General features: G+C 37.1%; 15 protein-coding genes and 2 riboswitches. Of the genes, 3 read left to right on the forward strand and 12 right to left on the reverse strand.

Features of this window, described 5'->3' with window-relative positions:
- Positions 1-182: 182 nt before the first annotated feature.
- The 7 genes from ampS to BAQ49_RS02775 all read right to left on the reverse strand — a co-directional run bounded on the left by ampS (position 183) and on the right by BAQ49_RS02775 (position 8,387).
- Positions 183-1,688 (reverse strand): aminopeptidase AmpS, encoded by a 1,506-nt coding sequence (ampS, locus tag BAQ49_RS02745; RefSeq protein WP_071744092.1) that lies wholly within the window; start codon positions 1,686-1,688, stop codon positions 183-185.
- On the reverse strand, positions 1,672-2,373 hold the full coding sequence (locus tag BAQ49_RS02750) for a response regulator transcription factor (protein ID WP_071744093.1): 702 nt from the start codon (positions 2,371-2,373) through the stop codon (positions 1,672-1,674). The genes ampS and BAQ49_RS02750 overlap by 17 nt, the downstream gene beginning before the upstream one ends.
- Before the next feature lie 145 nt (positions 2,374-2,518).
- Positions 2,519-3,844 (reverse strand): NCS2 family permease, encoded by a 1,326-nt coding sequence (locus BAQ49_RS02755; protein ID WP_071744094.1) that lies wholly within the window; start codon positions 3,842-3,844, stop codon positions 2,519-2,521.
- Between the two features lie 128 nt (positions 3,845-3,972).
- A riboswitch (purine riboswitch) is annotated at positions 3,973-4,074 on the reverse strand.
- Positions 4,075-4,229: 155 nt separating this feature from the next.
- Positions 4,230-5,768 carry a glutamine-hydrolyzing GMP synthase gene (gene guaA / locus BAQ49_RS02760; RefSeq protein WP_131802704.1) on the reverse strand — a complete coding sequence of 513 codons (1,539 nt, stop codon included), beginning with the start codon at positions 5,766-5,768 and terminating at the stop codon, positions 4,230-4,232.
- A gap of 164 nt (positions 5,769-5,932) precedes the next feature.
- A riboswitch (purine riboswitch) is annotated at positions 5,933-6,034 on the reverse strand.
- Positions 6,035-6,173: 139 nt separating this feature from the next.
- Positions 6,174-7,811 (reverse strand): chaperonin GroEL, encoded by a 1,638-nt coding sequence (gene groL / locus BAQ49_RS02765; protein ID WP_071744096.1) that lies wholly within the window; start codon positions 7,809-7,811, stop codon positions 6,174-6,176.
- A gap of 37 nt (positions 7,812-7,848) precedes the next feature.
- On the reverse strand, positions 7,849-8,133 hold the full coding sequence (groES, locus tag BAQ49_RS02770) for a co-chaperone GroES (RefSeq protein ID WP_000917305.1): 285 nt from the start codon (positions 8,131-8,133) through the stop codon (positions 7,849-7,851).
- 74 nt (positions 8,134-8,207) lie between these two features.
- A complete protein-coding gene (locus BAQ49_RS02775) occupies positions 8,208-8,387 on the reverse strand; it encodes a hypothetical protein (protein WP_071744097.1) in 180 nt (59 codons plus the stop codon).
- 148 nt (positions 8,388-8,535) lie between these two features.
- On the opposite strand from BAQ49_RS02775, the gene BAQ49_RS02780 reads away from it, so the two are divergent.
- Together BAQ49_RS02780 and BAQ49_RS02785 are read left to right on the forward strand one after the other, a co-directional pair.
- On the forward strand, positions 8,536-9,285 hold the full coding sequence (locus BAQ49_RS02780; RefSeq protein WP_071744098.1) for a CPBP family intramembrane glutamic endopeptidase: 750 nt from the start codon (positions 8,536-8,538) through the stop codon (positions 9,283-9,285).
- On the forward strand, positions 9,282-9,473 hold the full coding sequence (locus BAQ49_RS02785; RefSeq protein WP_001246201.1) for a YdiK family protein: 192 nt from the start codon (positions 9,282-9,284) through the stop codon (positions 9,471-9,473). The genes BAQ49_RS02780 and BAQ49_RS02785 overlap by 4 nt, the downstream gene beginning before the upstream one ends.
- Positions 9,474-9,502: 29 nt before the next feature.
- Here the strand turns inward: BAQ49_RS02785 and BAQ49_RS02790 are convergent, their stop codons facing one another.
- Positions 9,503-10,132 carry a redox-sensing transcriptional repressor Rex gene (locus tag BAQ49_RS02790; protein ID WP_000372704.1) on the reverse strand — a complete coding sequence of 210 codons (630 nt, stop codon included), beginning with the start codon at positions 10,130-10,132 and terminating at the stop codon, positions 9,503-9,505.
- Positions 10,133-10,319: 187 nt separating this feature from the next.
- On the opposite strand from BAQ49_RS02790, the gene BAQ49_RS02795 reads away from it, so the two are divergent.
- Positions 10,320-12,245, forward strand: a complete 1,926-nt coding sequence (locus BAQ49_RS02795) for an ABC-F family ATP-binding cassette domain-containing protein (RefSeq protein WP_208610839.1) — start codon at positions 10,320-10,322, stop codon at positions 12,243-12,245.
- Between the two features lie 440 nt (positions 12,246-12,685).
- Here BAQ49_RS02795 and tsaD read toward each other — a convergent pair whose 3' ends face one another.
- From tsaD to tsaE, 4 genes are read right to left on the reverse strand one after another with little or no spacing between them, the layout of a single operon-like run.
- Entirely contained in the window at positions 12,686-13,702 is a 1,017-nt protein-coding gene (gene tsaD, locus BAQ49_RS02800; protein ID WP_071744100.1) for a tRNA (adenosine(37)-N6)-threonylcarbamoyltransferase complex transferase subunit TsaD, read from the reverse strand.
- A complete protein-coding gene (rimI, locus tag BAQ49_RS02805) occupies positions 13,702-14,145 on the reverse strand; it encodes a ribosomal protein S18-alanine N-acetyltransferase (RefSeq protein WP_071744101.1) in 444 nt (147 codons plus the stop codon). Before rimI ends, tsaD begins: the two co-directional genes overlap by 1 nt.
- A 13-nt stretch (positions 14,146-14,158) precedes the next feature.
- Positions 14,159-14,851: a tRNA (adenosine(37)-N6)-threonylcarbamoyltransferase complex dimerization subunit type 1 TsaB gene (gene tsaB, locus BAQ49_RS02810; protein WP_071744102.1), complete on the reverse strand. Its 693-nt coding sequence runs from the start codon at positions 14,849-14,851 to the stop codon at positions 14,159-14,161.
- Complete coding sequence (tsaE, locus tag BAQ49_RS02815) at positions 14,832-15,305, reverse strand: tRNA (adenosine(37)-N6)-threonylcarbamoyltransferase complex ATPase subunit type 1 TsaE (protein ID WP_071744103.1); 474 nt, start codon at positions 15,303-15,305, stop codon at positions 14,832-14,834. The genes tsaB and tsaE overlap by 20 nt, the downstream gene beginning before the upstream one ends.
- Between the last annotated feature and the right edge of the window lie 241 nt (positions 15,306-15,546).

A 15,546-nucleotide genomic window follows, 5' to 3' on the forward strand; every position in this document is an offset into this window, starting at 1 on the left:
TTCGTTAGTTAATGTCAACTAAGTTTTTCATTTTGTTTGCCGCGTTCTGCGTTATTGCATCGGCGACTTGTCTTATATTACACCTCTAAACCTTAATCGTCAACATGTTTTTCTAAAAAAATATAAAAAGGCTTATTTCCTTTAAAATAAGCCTCTTTTTCATATACCATTCTATTCGTTTATTATTTTTCTATAATTGGTAACGAGACGATAAACTGAATAATACCATCCTCATATTCTGCTCGAATACTACCACCTTGCAACTCAACAATACTTTTCGCAATCGCTAATCCAAGTCCCGATCCTTCTGTTACTCTACTTCTAGATTGATCTTTCTTATAAAAGCGTTCAAACAAACTCCCTAACTCTTCTCTCGTAAACTCTTCACTATGATTCGCAATTACAATTTGTATATCCTGGCGCTGCCTTTGAAGAGAAACTTTTATCTCCCCATCATCTTTACTATACTTAATCGCATTCATTAATAGATTATCAAATACACGAACCATCTTTTCTGAATCAATCGCTGCATAGGTACGTTCCTCAGGAAACTTCTTAACAAACATAAGTCCATGCTCTTCTGCCTGCGGTACTAACTCTTCTATTAATTGCTCCAATAACTCATTTATACAAACCTCTTGTTTTTCCATTACAACTTGCTCATTTGTTAGCTTCGTATACTCAAATAAATCTTCTATTAAATTCTTTAACTGCTCCGACTTTGCAAAAGCAATTCTTGTATATTCATCATGCTGCTCTTTATTTTCATATTTAGAATCTCGAAGTAATCTCAAGTAACCCATGATAGAAGTAAGTGGTGTACGCAAATCATGAGATACATTCGTAATAAGCTCATTCTTTTGCTTCTCTAATTTACGTTCCTTTTCTATATTATTCATAAGCTCTTCTGCCATATTATTAATATTCTCAGTTAAAGACGCAATCTCATCTTCACCTTTCTTCTCAATACGGTAAGCTAAGTTTCCTTTTTCTATTTCCTTTACACCTTCTGCCATCGCTTCAATTTGCTTCATCTTTCTCTTTGTTATATAGAAGAAAGAGAAAATGAATACGAGTACACCTATGAAAAATGGGAATGGTCCTTCCTGTGTCTCATACATTACTACACCATCCGGAATCCCGCTAACGAACATATATAAATTCTTATCTTCTATTGTAATAGGCGAAAAAGATATAAATTCTTTTCTCGTATTTTCAAATACATCTCGACCGTTTGAATAATTAATCGCAAATGATGCTGCATTACGAATCGTGTTATGCAAATCAATTTGCTCTTCTTGCGCCTGCTTCGTCTTATATAAAACTTTACCACTCTCGTCAGTAACCAATACCTTTAAGGCCCTAGAGCCTCGTTCTAAATTTTGATTCTCTAGTTCAATCATACTTGATATAGCCTCTAATTTATTTTCATGAACTGAACTATTTGCCACACTTTGAGCTTGCTGATTAATTCGCTCCATACCAGCTCGATAATCGATAGTAGCCTCACGATTTGCATTTTCAAAAAATGGTGCGGCTGCTTTCGTTGACAAAACTCCTAATAACGCACAAGCTGCAAAAGTAGTAATCAGCTGGATTCTTATACTCTTCCGCACGCTCTTCACTAATTTCTCGATTAATTCTCTTGTTTTCCTTACATAAGTAAACGGATTAAATATCTTTTTCAATCTTATACCCCACTCCCCATACCGTTTTTATATATCTCGGTTTCCTTGGATTCTCCTCAATCTTTTCACGTACTTTCCGAATATGCACCATTACAGTATTATCAGACTGGAAAGATCGTTCGTTCCAAACCTTTTCATAAATTTGTTCCGCGCTAAAGACCATACCTGGATTACGAGCTAGCAATTCTAAAATTGAAAATTCCCTCGGGGTCAGTTTCACTTCTTCTCCATCCACAATGACTTTATGGGTTGAGATGTTTATCTTCATCTCTCCAATTTCTAACTCGTCCTCATTTTGAATAGCAAAACCATTCATTTTCATATAACGACGTAACTGAGATTTAATTCTTGCGATTAACTCTAACGGATTAAATGGTTTCGTTACGTAATCATCCGCACCTGTTGTTAATCCTAAAATTTTATCCATATCTTGCGTTTTTGCCGAAAGCATAATAATTGGCATTTCTTTCGATTCTCTTACTTTCATACACATATGAATGCCATCTATTTTCGGCATCATAATATCTAATACAACTAAGTGCACTTCATTTTCTTCTAATAAACGTAGACCTTCTTCTCCGTCTCCTGCTTGCAGTACTTTATATCCTTCATTCTTTAAATAGATTGTAATTAAGTTTCGAATTTCTTTTTCATCATCTACGACAAGTATTGTTTCGTGTGCCACAATATCTCCCCCATCACTTTTTTAATCCCTAACTTCTATTATAGGAAAACTTCTGAAGAAAAACGCTTGGAAATCCTTAAGATTTTCTGAAGACGCAAAAAAGGTCTAGACTCCCCTTAAGTCTAGACCTTTCAAAAAACCCCTTTTATTTACGAACGTAGATGAAATATAGTACGAATAAAACTCCCATAACATACATAATTGGATGAATCTCTTTCCGACGACCACTCACAACCATTGTAATTGGATAGAAGATAAATCCAATCGCAATTCCCGTTGCGATACTATACGTAAGTGGCATAGAGATGATTGTAAAGAATGCTGGTACTGCAATCTCGAATTTCTTCCACTCAATTTCTCCTAAAGATGAAACCATCAAGATTCCTACAATAATTAATGCTGGTGCCGTTACAGCTGGTGTCACAACACTTAATAGTGGTGAGAAGAAAAGTGCTAATAAGAAGAAACCTGCTGTTACAACTGCCGTAAATCCAGAACGTCCACCCGCTGCTACCCCTGCAGAAGATTCAATATAAGACGTTGTTGTTGATGTACCTAAAATCGCACCGATTACAGTTGCAATCGCATCTGCAAATAGTGCTTTTCCTGCACGTGGTAATTTATTATTCTTCATTAATCCCGCTTGATTCGCAACCGCCACGAGCGTACCTGCTGTATCAAAGAAATCGATAAAGAAGAACGTTATAATAACAATACCCATTTCAACAGTGAAAATGTCTCCAAAGTGAGTTAACGCCACACCGAACGTTGGTTCTAGACTCGGTATTGCTCCCACTACAGCTTTCGGAGTATCGATTAATCCCGTTGCCACTCCTAAGATCGCTGTAAGAATCATACCGTAGAATACTGCACCATTAACTTTCTTAATCATGAAGATGATCGTAGTAACAACTCCGAAGATTGCTAGTAACGTTGTGCCCTTTGTTAAATCCCCCAACCCAACAAGGACAGCATCATTTTTCACGATAATTCCGGCATTTTGGAATCCAAGGAATGCAATAAACAATCCGATACCTGCTGCTACTGCAAACTTTAACTCTGATGGAATTGCATTAATGATTTTTTCACGAATACCTGAAGCAGTAAGAATAATAAAGATAATACCTGACATTAATGTTCCAGCAATTGCCGTTTGCCACGGAATTCCCATCGTTAACACCGCTGTATAAGCAAAGAATGCGTTAATTCCCATACCTGGCGCTAATGCTATTGGATACTTCGCGAATACCCCCATAATTAACGAACCAACCGCTGCTGCTAATGCTGTAGCAACGAATACTGCACCTGGATCCATTCCTGTACCTGCCGGTAATCCTTTAACATTCCCAAGCGACAGCGTAGCAGGATTGACAAATAGTACGTAAGCCATAGATAGAAATGTCGTTAAACCTGCTATGAACTCTGTTTTATAATTTGTGCCGAGTTCATCAAACTGAAAATAGCGTTTCATCTTACGTTTCCCCCGTTATATGATTACTCGCCGTATTTCACCCTAGCCCTCTTTTATCTCGAAAAATAAAAAAGGCTTCCATTGCATATACATGGAAGCGTTCTATAAACAAAGACAAGTTTCCCCTCATCTTTATACAAACGCCTCGTAGTCAAGCCATTTACGGTAGCTAGGTAGAAACTTTCGGGCCATATCCCCGATATTATACGACGGCATAATATTCACTTTTCGTTTGAATTACATACTCATATTAACTCGATGATGGGCTTTTGTCAATTTAAAAACGAACATTTTTATAAACTTTTATAATTTCGTTCGTATTAAGAAGAAAAATAAAAAGATCCATCTATACATAAACGATAGATGGATCTTTTTTATTACAATACTATTCCCACTCGATAGTTGCTGGTGGCTTACTCGTTATATCATACACGATACGGTTAACGTGTTTTACTTCATTTACGATACGTACAGAAATTTTCTCTAATACGTCCCAAGGGATACGTGCCCAGTCAGCTGTCATACCGTCGATAGATGTTACTGCACGGATACCTACTGTGTAATCGTAAGTACGCTCGTCACCCATAACACCTACGCTACGCATACCAGGAAGCGCAGTGAAGTATTGCCAAACTTCACGGTCTAATCCTGCTTTTATAATTTCTTCACGTAAAATCGCATCAGATTCACGAACGATTTCTAATTTCTCTTCTGTGATTTCACCTAATACACGAATACCAAGACCAGGGCCTGGGAATGGTTGACGCCATACGATTTCATCAGGAATTCCTAGTTCTGATCCTAATACACGTACTTCATCTTTAAATAAAGTGTTTAAAGGCTCAATTAATTTGAACTGCATGTCTTCTGGAAGTCCACCAACGTTATGGTGAGATTTAATTGTTTGTGCAGTTGCTGTACCACTTTCAACGATGTCTGTGTAAAGTGTACCTTGCGCTAAGAAGTCCATACCTTGTAATTTAGAAGCTTCATCATCAAATACGTAAATGAATTCATTACCGATGATTTTACGTTTTTGCTCTGGATCTTCTACACCTTTTAACTTGTTCATGAAGCGCTCTTTCGCATCCACTTTAATAACGTTCATATGGAAGCCTTCGCTAAATGTTTTCATAACACCTTCTGCTTCATCTTTACGAAGTAAACCGTGGTCCACGAAAATACATGTTAATTGATCGCCGATTGCTTTATGAATTAATACTGCTACAACAGAAGAGTCTACACCGCCACTAAGTGCGCATAGTACTTTTTTGTCTCCAACAGTTTCACGGATTTTCTCTAATTCTACTTCGATAAAGTTCTCCATGTTCCATCCTTCAGAACAACCACATGCGCCGAATACGAAGTTTTTAATTAAATCGTTACCGTGCTCAGAGTGACGTACTTCTGGGTGGAATTGTACACCGTATAAGTTTTTCGCTTCATTGCTCATACCAGCAATTGGACAAGACTCACTTGTTGCATCTACTACGAATCCTTCAGGTAAACCAGTTACTAAGTCACCATGGCTCATCCATACAACTTGCTCTTCTGGAAGGTTCGCATATAATTTTGATTCGTTCTCTACTTTAAGAACAGCTTTTCCGTACTCACGGTGGTTTGCACGTTCTACTTTACCACCGAAGTGTTGTGTCATAAGTTGCATACCGTAACAAATACCGAAGATCGGTAATCCTAGTTCAAAGATTTTTTCATCACAATGTAATGCGCCTTCACCGTATACACTATTCGGTCCACCAGAGAAGATAATCCCTTTTGGATTCATTGCTTTAATTTCTTCTGCAGTAATTGTATGTGGATGAAGTTCACTGTATACACCGAACTCACGAATTCGACGTGCTATTAACTGATTGTACTGACTCCCAAAATCTAAAACGATAATTGTATCATGCTGCTTCTTCAAAATAATCACCCCAACGTTAGTTCTCGTATATAAATATTTTCACCAATTTGGCAAAAAGCATTACTAATATAATAAAAAAAGCCAGTCCTCCGCCTCTAGTCTCATAACAAAGAAAAGGCAGGGGTCTGGCTTTATAAAGAAAGATAGTCTCCGCTCTTTATAAATATAAGACACACTGCCTTCATAGTCAGGTTGTTTACGGTAACCCGGTAGAGACTCTCAAACCTTATCTTTGAGGATATATGAAGGATCGTTTTATATTATCTTCCTAGATTCTAACAATGAAGTATCGATATGGTCAAGAGAGAAAGCGACAAAATTCTACAGAAATTCATTTCCTTTTCTAAAAAACATAAAAAAACATCCATTTCTATATAGAAATGGATGTTTTCCGAGCAAACGGAATTACATCATTCCGCCCATACCGCCCATGCCCATGCCGCCCATATCAGGCATTCCAGCAGCACCAGCTGGTTCTGGCTTGTCAGCTACTACAGCTTCAGTTGTTAAGAACATAGCTGCAACAGATGCTGCGTTTTGAAGTGCAGAGCGAGTTACTTTAGCTGGATCTACGATACCAGACTCAAGCATGTTAACCCACTCGCCAGTAGCTGCGTTGAAACCAACGCCTACTTTTTCGCCTTTTAGACGCTCTACAACTACAGATCCTTCTAGACCAGCGTTGATTGCGATTTGACGAACTGGCTCTTCTAGTGCACGAAGTACGATGTTGATACCTGTTGCTTCGTCGCCTTCAGCTACGATAGAAGCTACTTTCGTGTATACGTTCATAAGTGAAGTACCACCACCCGCAACGATACCTTCTTCTACTGCTGCACGAGTTGAGTTAAGTGCATCTTCAATACGAAGTTTGCGCTCTTTTAACTCAGTTTCAGTTGCTGCACCTACTTTAATTACTGCTACACCGCCCGCAAGTTTAGCAAGACGCTCTTGTAATTTTTCACGATCGAATTCAGAAGTAGTTTCTTCTAATTGCGCGCGGATTTGGCCAATGCGAGCTTCGATTTGTTGTGAATTTCCAATACCTTCAACTACAGTTGTGTTTTCTTTCGTTACAACGATTTTACCAGCGCGTCCTAAAGATTCAACTGTAGCAGATTTTAAGTCACGTCCTAATTCTTCAGTGATTACTTCGCCACCAGTTAAGATTGCGATATCTTCTAGCATTGCTTTACGACGGTCACCAAATCCAGGAGCTTTAACAGCTACTACATTGAATGTACCACGAAGTTTGTTCACTACTAATGTAGCTAACGCTTCGCCTTCTACATCTTCAGCAATGATAAGAAGTGGTTTACCTTGTTGTACCACTTGCTCTAATACTGGTAAGATTTCTTGGATGTTAGAAATCTTTTTGTCAGTGATTAAGATGTATGGGTTATCAAGAACCGCTTCCATTTTGTCAGAATCAGTAATCATGTAAGGAGATGCATATCCACGATCAAATTGCATACCTTCTACTACGTCTAATTCTGTTGTGAATCCTTTAGATTCTTCTAAAGTAATAACGCCGTCGTTACCAACGCGCTCCATTGCTTCAGCGATTAATTGACCTACTTCTTCGTCAGCTGCAGAAATAGCAGCTACTTGTGCGATAGAAGATTTACCTTCGATTGGTTTAGAAATCGCTTTTAATTCTTCAATTGCAGCAGTAACAGCTTTTTCGATACCTTTACGAAGACCCATTGGGTTTGCACCAGCTGTTACGTTTTTTAAACCTTCACGAATCATAGCTTGCGCTAATACAGTTGCAGTTGTCGTTCCGTCACCAGCTACATCGTTTGTTTTGCTAGCAACTTCTGCCACTAATTTCGCACCCATGTTTTCGAATGCATCTTCTAATTCGATTTCTTTTGCGATTGTTACACCGTCATTTGTAATAAGTGGTGAACCGAATTTTTTCTCAAGTACAACGTTACGACCTTTTGGTCCAAGCGTTACTTTTACTGCGTTTGCAAGAGTGTCGACACCGCGAAGCATCGAACGACGTGCTTCTTCACTAAATTTAATATCTTTTGCCATAATAATTGACCCCCTTGGATTTTTAAAATGTATATAATTAACCGATAATTGCTAAAATGTCACTTTCACGTAAAATCAAGTAGTCTGTACCTTCGTATTTCACTTCAGTACCTGCATATTTTGAGAAGATGATAAGATCACCTGCTGCTACCTCTAAAGCAACACGCTCACCATTTTCAAGCACTCGGCCTGTACCTACTGCAATAACTTTACCCTCTTGTGGTTTTTCTTTTGCAGTGTCTGGTAATACAATACCACTTGCTGTTTTTTCTTCTGCTTGAACAAGTTCAATTACAACGCGATCACCTAATGGCTTTAGCATGAACAATAACCTCCTCATTTTGTTGTGTAAATTTTATTTATTAGCACTCAAGTCACACGAGTGCTAACACACTTCTAATAATAAATAATCTCAATTTCTTTTGCAAGTAAAAAAATCATAATTTTTTCGCAAATTACTTTATACACTTTCCTATATAGCATTACTTCTTCTACTGCCTTTACCATATGAATCGTTGTTCCCACTTCTTGTATGTTACAATATGAAAGACACCCTAAGTTGTTTTCGCTAAACACACAACTTTTTCCTGTCTTCTATTTTAATTTCAAATAAAGATTTACAAAAGAATCATAATTCGAATGAAAGTTTATATGATAGGTAGCATATTTACATGTTATCCTACTTTATCTCATACACTAGAGTTAGAAAGGATGGTTAAACCATTTGAAGAAACAATATTGGTGGGTTATCGTTACATACATTTTAATGCAGCTATCAGGCATTGCCGGGTTACCGCTTCTCCTGAAAACTGGACTATACGATAATAGGGGATTTACTAGAGAGGAAAAGATTCAGCTCATAACTGGTCATTGGGCTATCATTAGCTTTTTCATTGCATTATGCGTTGTACTTTGGTTACTCAGAACAGACATTCGCGACAGGCATTTAGATAAAATGCGCTCTACTGTTCCAGCTACAGTTGGATGGATTTTCATCGGATTTTTCTTAGCACTATTTTCACAAAGTATTGCCGGTATGATCGAAATGCGGTTATTAGGGATTACACCTGGCTCTGAAAATACAGAAAGACTTATGGACATCGCAAGAACGACACCTTGGTTCCTTATCGTCATATCTATAATAGGACCTATTTTGGAAGAAATCGTATTTAGAAAAATTTTATTCGGTACACTTTATAAGAAGTTTAACTTCTTTATTGCTGCTATCATTAGTTCACTTGTATTCGCGGCGATTCATTTTGATTTTACTCACTTATTGGTATACACTTCTATGGGGCTCGTATTCGCCTTTTTATATGTAAAAACGAAGCGTATTATCGTCCCTATTGCAGCCCATGTTGCAATGAATACATTAGTTGCAGTTGCTCAAGTTTTAGTAAGCAATGAACAAATTCAAGAAATGATTAAAGAAGCTGAAAAAATGCAAGGCTTTATCGGAGGATTTTTAGTATGAGAAACTCACCATTGTTCATGGCTGCATTGTACTTTCTTCTTGGATGTATCTTTACACGTTTCGCCATTACAAACGTAACAGATACAATCTGGAATATGTGGACAATACTATTTGCAGTTATGGCAACAATTGATTTTAATTTGGCACTTCGCCTTATCTTAGTTAAATTCACAAAGAAAAAACAATAATAAAACGCAGAGGTCGCTTCCTCTGCGTTTTATTGTGGATAATTCTTCAAAAAGTAAACAAGTGTTTGTAACTCTACAGCTAAATCAATATGATGAATCCTTATATTCTCTGACACATTTAAGCGTGCTGGTGTGAAATTTAAAATACCATGCACGTTCGTTTCTGCCAATCTATCTGCCACAGATTGTGCTACTGTAGCGGGTACTGTTAATATTGCCACTTGTATATCAGTTGATAAACGTTCTTCTAGTTCATCCAAATGATATACAGGAATGCCTCCGATTTCTGTTCCAACTTTCTCTTCACTAACGTCAAACGCCATTTCAATTTTTGTATTATTGTTTTTCGTGAAATTATAATGTAAGAAAGCGGTCCCTAAATTACCTACTCCAATAAGTGCTACACGTGTTATATCATCTTGGTCGAGTGTTTCACGGAAAAATGATAATAAATAATTTACGTTATATCCATATCCTTTTTTCCCTAACGCTCCGAAATATGAAAAATCTCTTCGAATAGTTGCGGAGTCAACTTTTACCGCTTCACTCAATTCGGCTGATGAAACACGTTGCTTACCAGAAAGAGATAAGTTTTGGATAAATCGATAGTATAGAGGCAAACGTTTGGCAGTGGCCTGTGGAATTTTTTGCTGATCCATATAACCTCTCCTCTCTTCCTATCTTTATTCATATACTTGAATCAAATACAGAAGTTTAGCACTCATGAATTTCCTTGTATAATAAAGAGAAGAAGTATTCTCTCTTTATTTTAAACTATACACTATTTTTAGTATGATTGAGAAATATAAACATGGCAAAGTTAAGAAATTATTTGAGGTGAAAACATTGATTTTATTACAAGTAAACGCGCTTTCGAAATTATACGGTGCAGAAACGATTCTTGCAAACATAAAATTGGAAGTACAAACGAAAGATCGTATCGCATTAGTCGGACGAAATGGAGCCGGAAAATCTACATTATTAAAAATAATAGCTGGTGAGTTATCTCATGATGGTGGTGAAATTATAAAACCGAAAGATGTCTCAATGGGGTATTTAGCTCAAAATACCGGATTAGAAACGTCTTTAACAATTTGGGATGAAATGTTAACCGTCTTTACACACTTACAGCAAATGGAGACAAAACTTCGAAGGCTAGAGCAAGAGATGGGCAAAGAAGAAAACTTTTCAAATGCGGCTATATACGAGAAATTATTAGCTGACTATGACCAATTACAATTAGATTATAAAGATCAAGGTGGCTATCAGTACGAAGCGGATATCCGTTCGATTTTAAGTGGTCTTGGCTTCCCAGTTGAGATGCACCAGACGACAATTTCCACATTAAGTGGTGGGCAAAAAACACGATTAGCTCTTGGTAAATTATTATTAACTAAACCAGACTTACTTATTTTAGACGAGCCTACAAACCATTTGGACATTGAAACATTGACTTGGCTTGAACAATATTTACAAGGCTATCCTGGCGCAATACTAATCGTTTCCCATGACCGTTATTTCTTAGATAAACTCGTTACACAAGTATATGAAATTTCGAATAAAGAAAGCAGACGATTTGTTGGTAACTACAGTAAATATTTAGATTTAAAATCAGCGCTATACGAGCAAGAAATGAAACGTTATGAAAAGCAACAAGATGAAATTGCTAAGCTTGAGGACTTCGTTCAAAAAAATATAGCTCGTGCATCTACGACAAAACGTGCGCAAAGCCGTCGTAAACAATTAGACCGAATGGAATTATTAACAAGACCATTAGGTGATTCTAAGTCAGCATCCTTCCACTTCGATATTGAAAAACAAAGCGGAAATGATGTTTTACAAGTAAAGGATGCAACTATCGGCTATGATGAGGATCCGATTATTGAACATGTAACAATGCGCTTAACTCGCGGGGATAGTGTTGCTTTAGTTGGACCGAACGGAATCGGGAAATCCACATTGTTAAAATCACTTGTGAATAAGTTACCTCTACTAAATGGTGATGTTTCTTTCGGATCCAATGTATCTGTTGGCTATTATGATCAAGAACAAGCTAACTTAACATCTTCTAAGCGAGTTTTAAATGAATTATGGGATGAATATCCATTGCAGCCTGAAAAAGAAATTCGCACGATACTAGGTAACTTTTTATTCACAGGAGATGATGTATTAAAGCCAGTATCTTCTCTTAGTGGTGGACAAAAAGCTCGATTAGCTCTCGCAAAACTTATGATGCAAAAATCGAATTTATTAATTCTCGATGAGCCAACGAACCATCTTGATTTAAATAGTAAAGAAATTTTGGAGAATGCTTTAATTGATTACCCAGGAACACTTCTATTCGTATCACATGACCGCTACTTTATTAATCGTGTAACGACGACCGTTATTGAGTTATCAACAGAAGGCGCACAAGAATATTTAGGCGATTACGATTACTACGTTGAAAAGAAAAATGAAATGATTGAACGTGCAGAATTTGAACAGCAAGAAAATCAGGCACCTGTTCAAAAAACTGTAGCTCAAGAAAAATTAAATTATCTCGAAGAAAAAGAGCGTAAACAGTTAGAGCGTCAACGCACTCGGAAAATTGAGGAGCTAGAACAAAACATCATAGAATTTGAAGAAGAAATTGCTACATTAGAAGATCAGCTTTGCTTACCAGAAATATATGCAGATTATGAAAAGGCTAGTGAAATTACAACGAAAAAGCAAACACTACAAGAGCAACTTGAAGCTTGTATGGCAGAATGGGAAGAATTGCATTTATAAAAGTATTAATAAAGAGGATGTCTCATAAGTCGGGATTTTTGACTATGCGACATCCTTTTTATCTTCTAGTTGGAATCAACGTCATATTGTCTAAATGATTTTTTAAACAAATCAACGATTCGACACAAGATATCAATTTACCGACAAAGTTTGACATTGTTAGCGACACCTATAATTAGAGCATATTTCAAAATGTTTTTTAAGGATATCTTCTTGTTTTTTATTTCCCAAAAAAGAATACATTTAAAGGTCAGACTTCATCCACTTTATCCACAAGTTTATACACATATCCACCTTTATAAAATAAACCCCAAAATAACTTTTCCACATTATCCACAATCACTGGAAAAGTTATCAACATTTTATATACACAACAAAACCCACATTATCAACAGATAATATGGGTTTTGTCCACAGGCTGTGGTTAATTTTGTGTATAACTATGCTTCAATATCTAATCCTGGGTTTGCATTTAAAGCTAATGTCGCACGTTTTCCTTGTTCGTATGCAATGGTCCCTGCAGCTGCAATCATCGCTGCATTGTCTGTGCATAAAGATAACGGCGGGATAATTAACTCTATATCTTCTTTTCGTGCAAACTCTTCTTCTAGACGTGCACGAAGCCCTTTATTAGCAGCTACGCCGCCAGCAAGGAGCACTTGCTTTACGTTATATGCATCCGCCGCACGAGACGCTTTCGTTACAAGTACGTCGATTACACTTTCTTGGAAACTTGCTGCTAAATCTTCCGGTGCAATTTCTATACCACGTTGTTTTGCGTTATGCACAGTGTTGATAACTGCCGATTTCAATCCACTAAAGCTAAAATCATACGAATCCGGCTCTAGCCATGCACGAGGCAAATCAATTGTCGGCTTTCCTTCATGTGCAAGGCGATCAATATGAGGACCACCTGGATATGGCATAGATAACGTACGAGCTACTTTATCATATGCTTCCCCTGCTGCATCATCTCGTGTTTCACCGATCACTTCAAATGAACCGTGTTCTTTCATATAAACAAGCTCCGTATGTCCACCAGATACAACAAGTGATAGTAATGGGAATTGTACTTCTTTTACTAAACGGTTTGCATAAATATGACCAGCAATATGATGAACACCAACTAGAGGGATATCATGCGCAAAAGCCACAGCTTTCGCTGCATTTACACCTATTAAAAGTGCTCCAACCAAACCAGGTCCTTCTGTTACGGCAATTGCATCAATATCCTCAAAAGTGATATTCGCTTCTTTTAAAGCTTCTTCTAGCACAACTGTAATTTCTTCTACATGGTGACGGGATGCAATCTCTGGTACGACTCCGCCAAAACGCTTATGACTTTCAATTTGTGATGCAACGATATTCGCAATAATTTCCGTTCCATTTTTAACAACTGCTACTGCTGTTTCATCACAGCTTGTTTCAATACCAAGTATAATCGTGTTTTTTTCCATTATATATTCACCCACATTACGAGACCATCTTCCTGATTGTCTGCATAGTATCGTTTACGAATCCCACCATTTTGAAATCCGTATTTTCTGTATAACTGTTTTGCTACTTCATTTGATACGCGTACTTCAAGTGTCATCGTTTTTACTCCTAGGTCTTTCGCCTCCGAAATAACTTCTTTCAATAAGGCATCTCCTAACTTTTGACCTCGGTACTCTGGCAAAATAGCTATATTTGTTATATGTGATTCATCAATAATTATCCACAATCCACAATAACCAATTACGCGATCATCTTTTTCTAGCACAAAATAATGTGCATGTTCATTCATCGCTAATTCACGTTGAAAGGCATCTGCAGTCCAAGGAGTTGAAAAAGATGCTTCTTCAATAGCTACAATTTGAGCAATATCATCGAGTGCCATCTTTCTAAATATCATATCCATTTTCTATAGACCTCTACTTCTTTTGACTTTCTAACCAGTTTGTTTCAGCTTCCGCTAAACGCAGGTAACTAGGTACAAACGTATGCACATCTTGTTCTTCTTTTTGTAACCCTAAAAATGCTAGCTCACTTGGTCTTGGGTTATTCTTAGTGAAAGGAGCAAATACAGCTTGATCACCTAAGTATTCTATAATTGTTTCTTTATGCAATTTAACATCGTTACCAATAAATAAAACAGGCTGTTCTTTATCTTTTAACATTTGCAACCAGTCAACAATAAGCATAATTCGGTCTTCTTCTATTGAAGTTAATTGCTCCCCTTCATATGTATATAGCCCCGTGTAAATTTGACCACGTCGACCATCAAATAAAGGAGAGATTAATCCCTTAAAATTAGCACCATTTGCTGCCACTACTTCTAGACTTGATACACCTACAATTGGTATTTGAAGCGACCAAGCTAATGTTTTTGCAGCTGTCACACCTATACGAACACCTGTATATGATCCAGGTCCAGCTGCTACAACGATTTTAGTCAATTCTTTCGGTTTTACACCACATTCTTTTAAAAGCTTCTCTACAGCTGGCATAAGTCGTACAGAATGGTTTTTTGTTAAATTTGTAATGATTTCTCCGATCACGTTCCCTTCCTCAATAAGGGATACACCCATTACGTAATTTGAAGTATCAATTGCTAGTACTTTCATCTTGTAATAGCTCCTCACATAATCTAATATAGCGATTTCCAATTGGTTCGAGTACAATTTTCCTTGTATCATCTCCAGCATGGAATAAACTGATTTGTAACTTTTCATTCGGTAAATATGCTTCTATTAAATAAGCCCATTCTACTACTGTAATCCCTTCACCGTAGAAATACTCATCAAAACCTAAGTCTTCTTCACTTTCCGCTAAACGATATACGTCCATATGATATAGCGGCAATCTTCCTTTATATTCTTTAATAATATTGAAGGTAGGACTATTTACAACTCTTTTCACACCAAGACCCTTTGCTAGTCCTTTTGTAAAAGTCGTTTTTCCAGCTCCAAGATCTCCTTCTAAAATAATTACATCTTGCGCCCCGACAAGTTCACCTAGTTTTTCTGATAATCTTTGTGTTTCCTCAGAAGATTTTGTTATTACTTCATATTTACTCACAGACTTCACCTACTTTATTCACAATGTTCTCTGCTCTTTATTATACAGGTTTTAAATATATAAAAAAGTCCTTAGGAGTTTTCCTAAGGATAGTTTGACTGTCTTTATTAGTTTTTTGTTAAAACAAATAAAAAAATACGAAACAACTTGTTTCGTTCTTTTCTTTATATAAAATGGCGGTCCCGACCGGGGTCGAACCGGCGATCTCCTGCGTGACAGGCAGGCATGTTAACCACTACAC

Origin of the sequence: Bacillus proteolyticus (assembly GCF_001884065.1) — a bacterium.
Classification (GTDB): domain Bacteria; phylum Bacillota; class Bacilli; order Bacillales; family Bacillaceae_G; genus Bacillus_A; species Bacillus_A proteolyticus.

Excerpts from the sequence above, each read along its gene's own strand:
- BAQ49_RS02755 (WP_071744094.1), bottom strand. The coding sequence starts at position 3,844 with ATGAAACGCTATTTTCAGTTTGATGAACTCGGCACAAATTATAAAACA.
- groL (WP_071744096.1), bottom strand. The coding sequence starts at position 7,811 with ATGGCAAAAGATATTAAATTTAGTGAAGAAGCACGTCGTTCGATGCTT.
- groES (WP_000917305.1), bottom strand. The coding sequence starts at position 8,133 with ATGCTAAAGCCATTAGGTGATCGCGTTGTAATTGAACTTGTTCAAGCA.
- BAQ49_RS02785 (WP_001246201.1), top strand. The coding sequence starts at position 9,282 with ATGAGAAACTCACCATTGTTCATGGCTGCATTGTACTTTCTTCTTGGA.
- BAQ49_RS02790 (WP_000372704.1), bottom strand. The coding sequence starts at position 10,132 with ATGGATCAGCAAAAAATTCCACAGGCCACTGCCAAACGTTTGCCTCTA.
- tsaD (WP_071744100.1), bottom strand. The coding sequence starts at position 13,702 with ATGGAAAAAAACACGATTATACTTGGTATTGAAACAAGCTGTGATGAA.
- rimI (WP_071744101.1), bottom strand. The coding sequence starts at position 14,145 with ATGGATATGATATTTAGAAAGATGGCACTCGATGATATTGCTCAAATT.
- tsaB (WP_071744102.1), bottom strand. The coding sequence starts at position 14,851 with ATGAAAGTACTAGCAATTGATACTTCAAATTACGTAATGGGTGTATCC.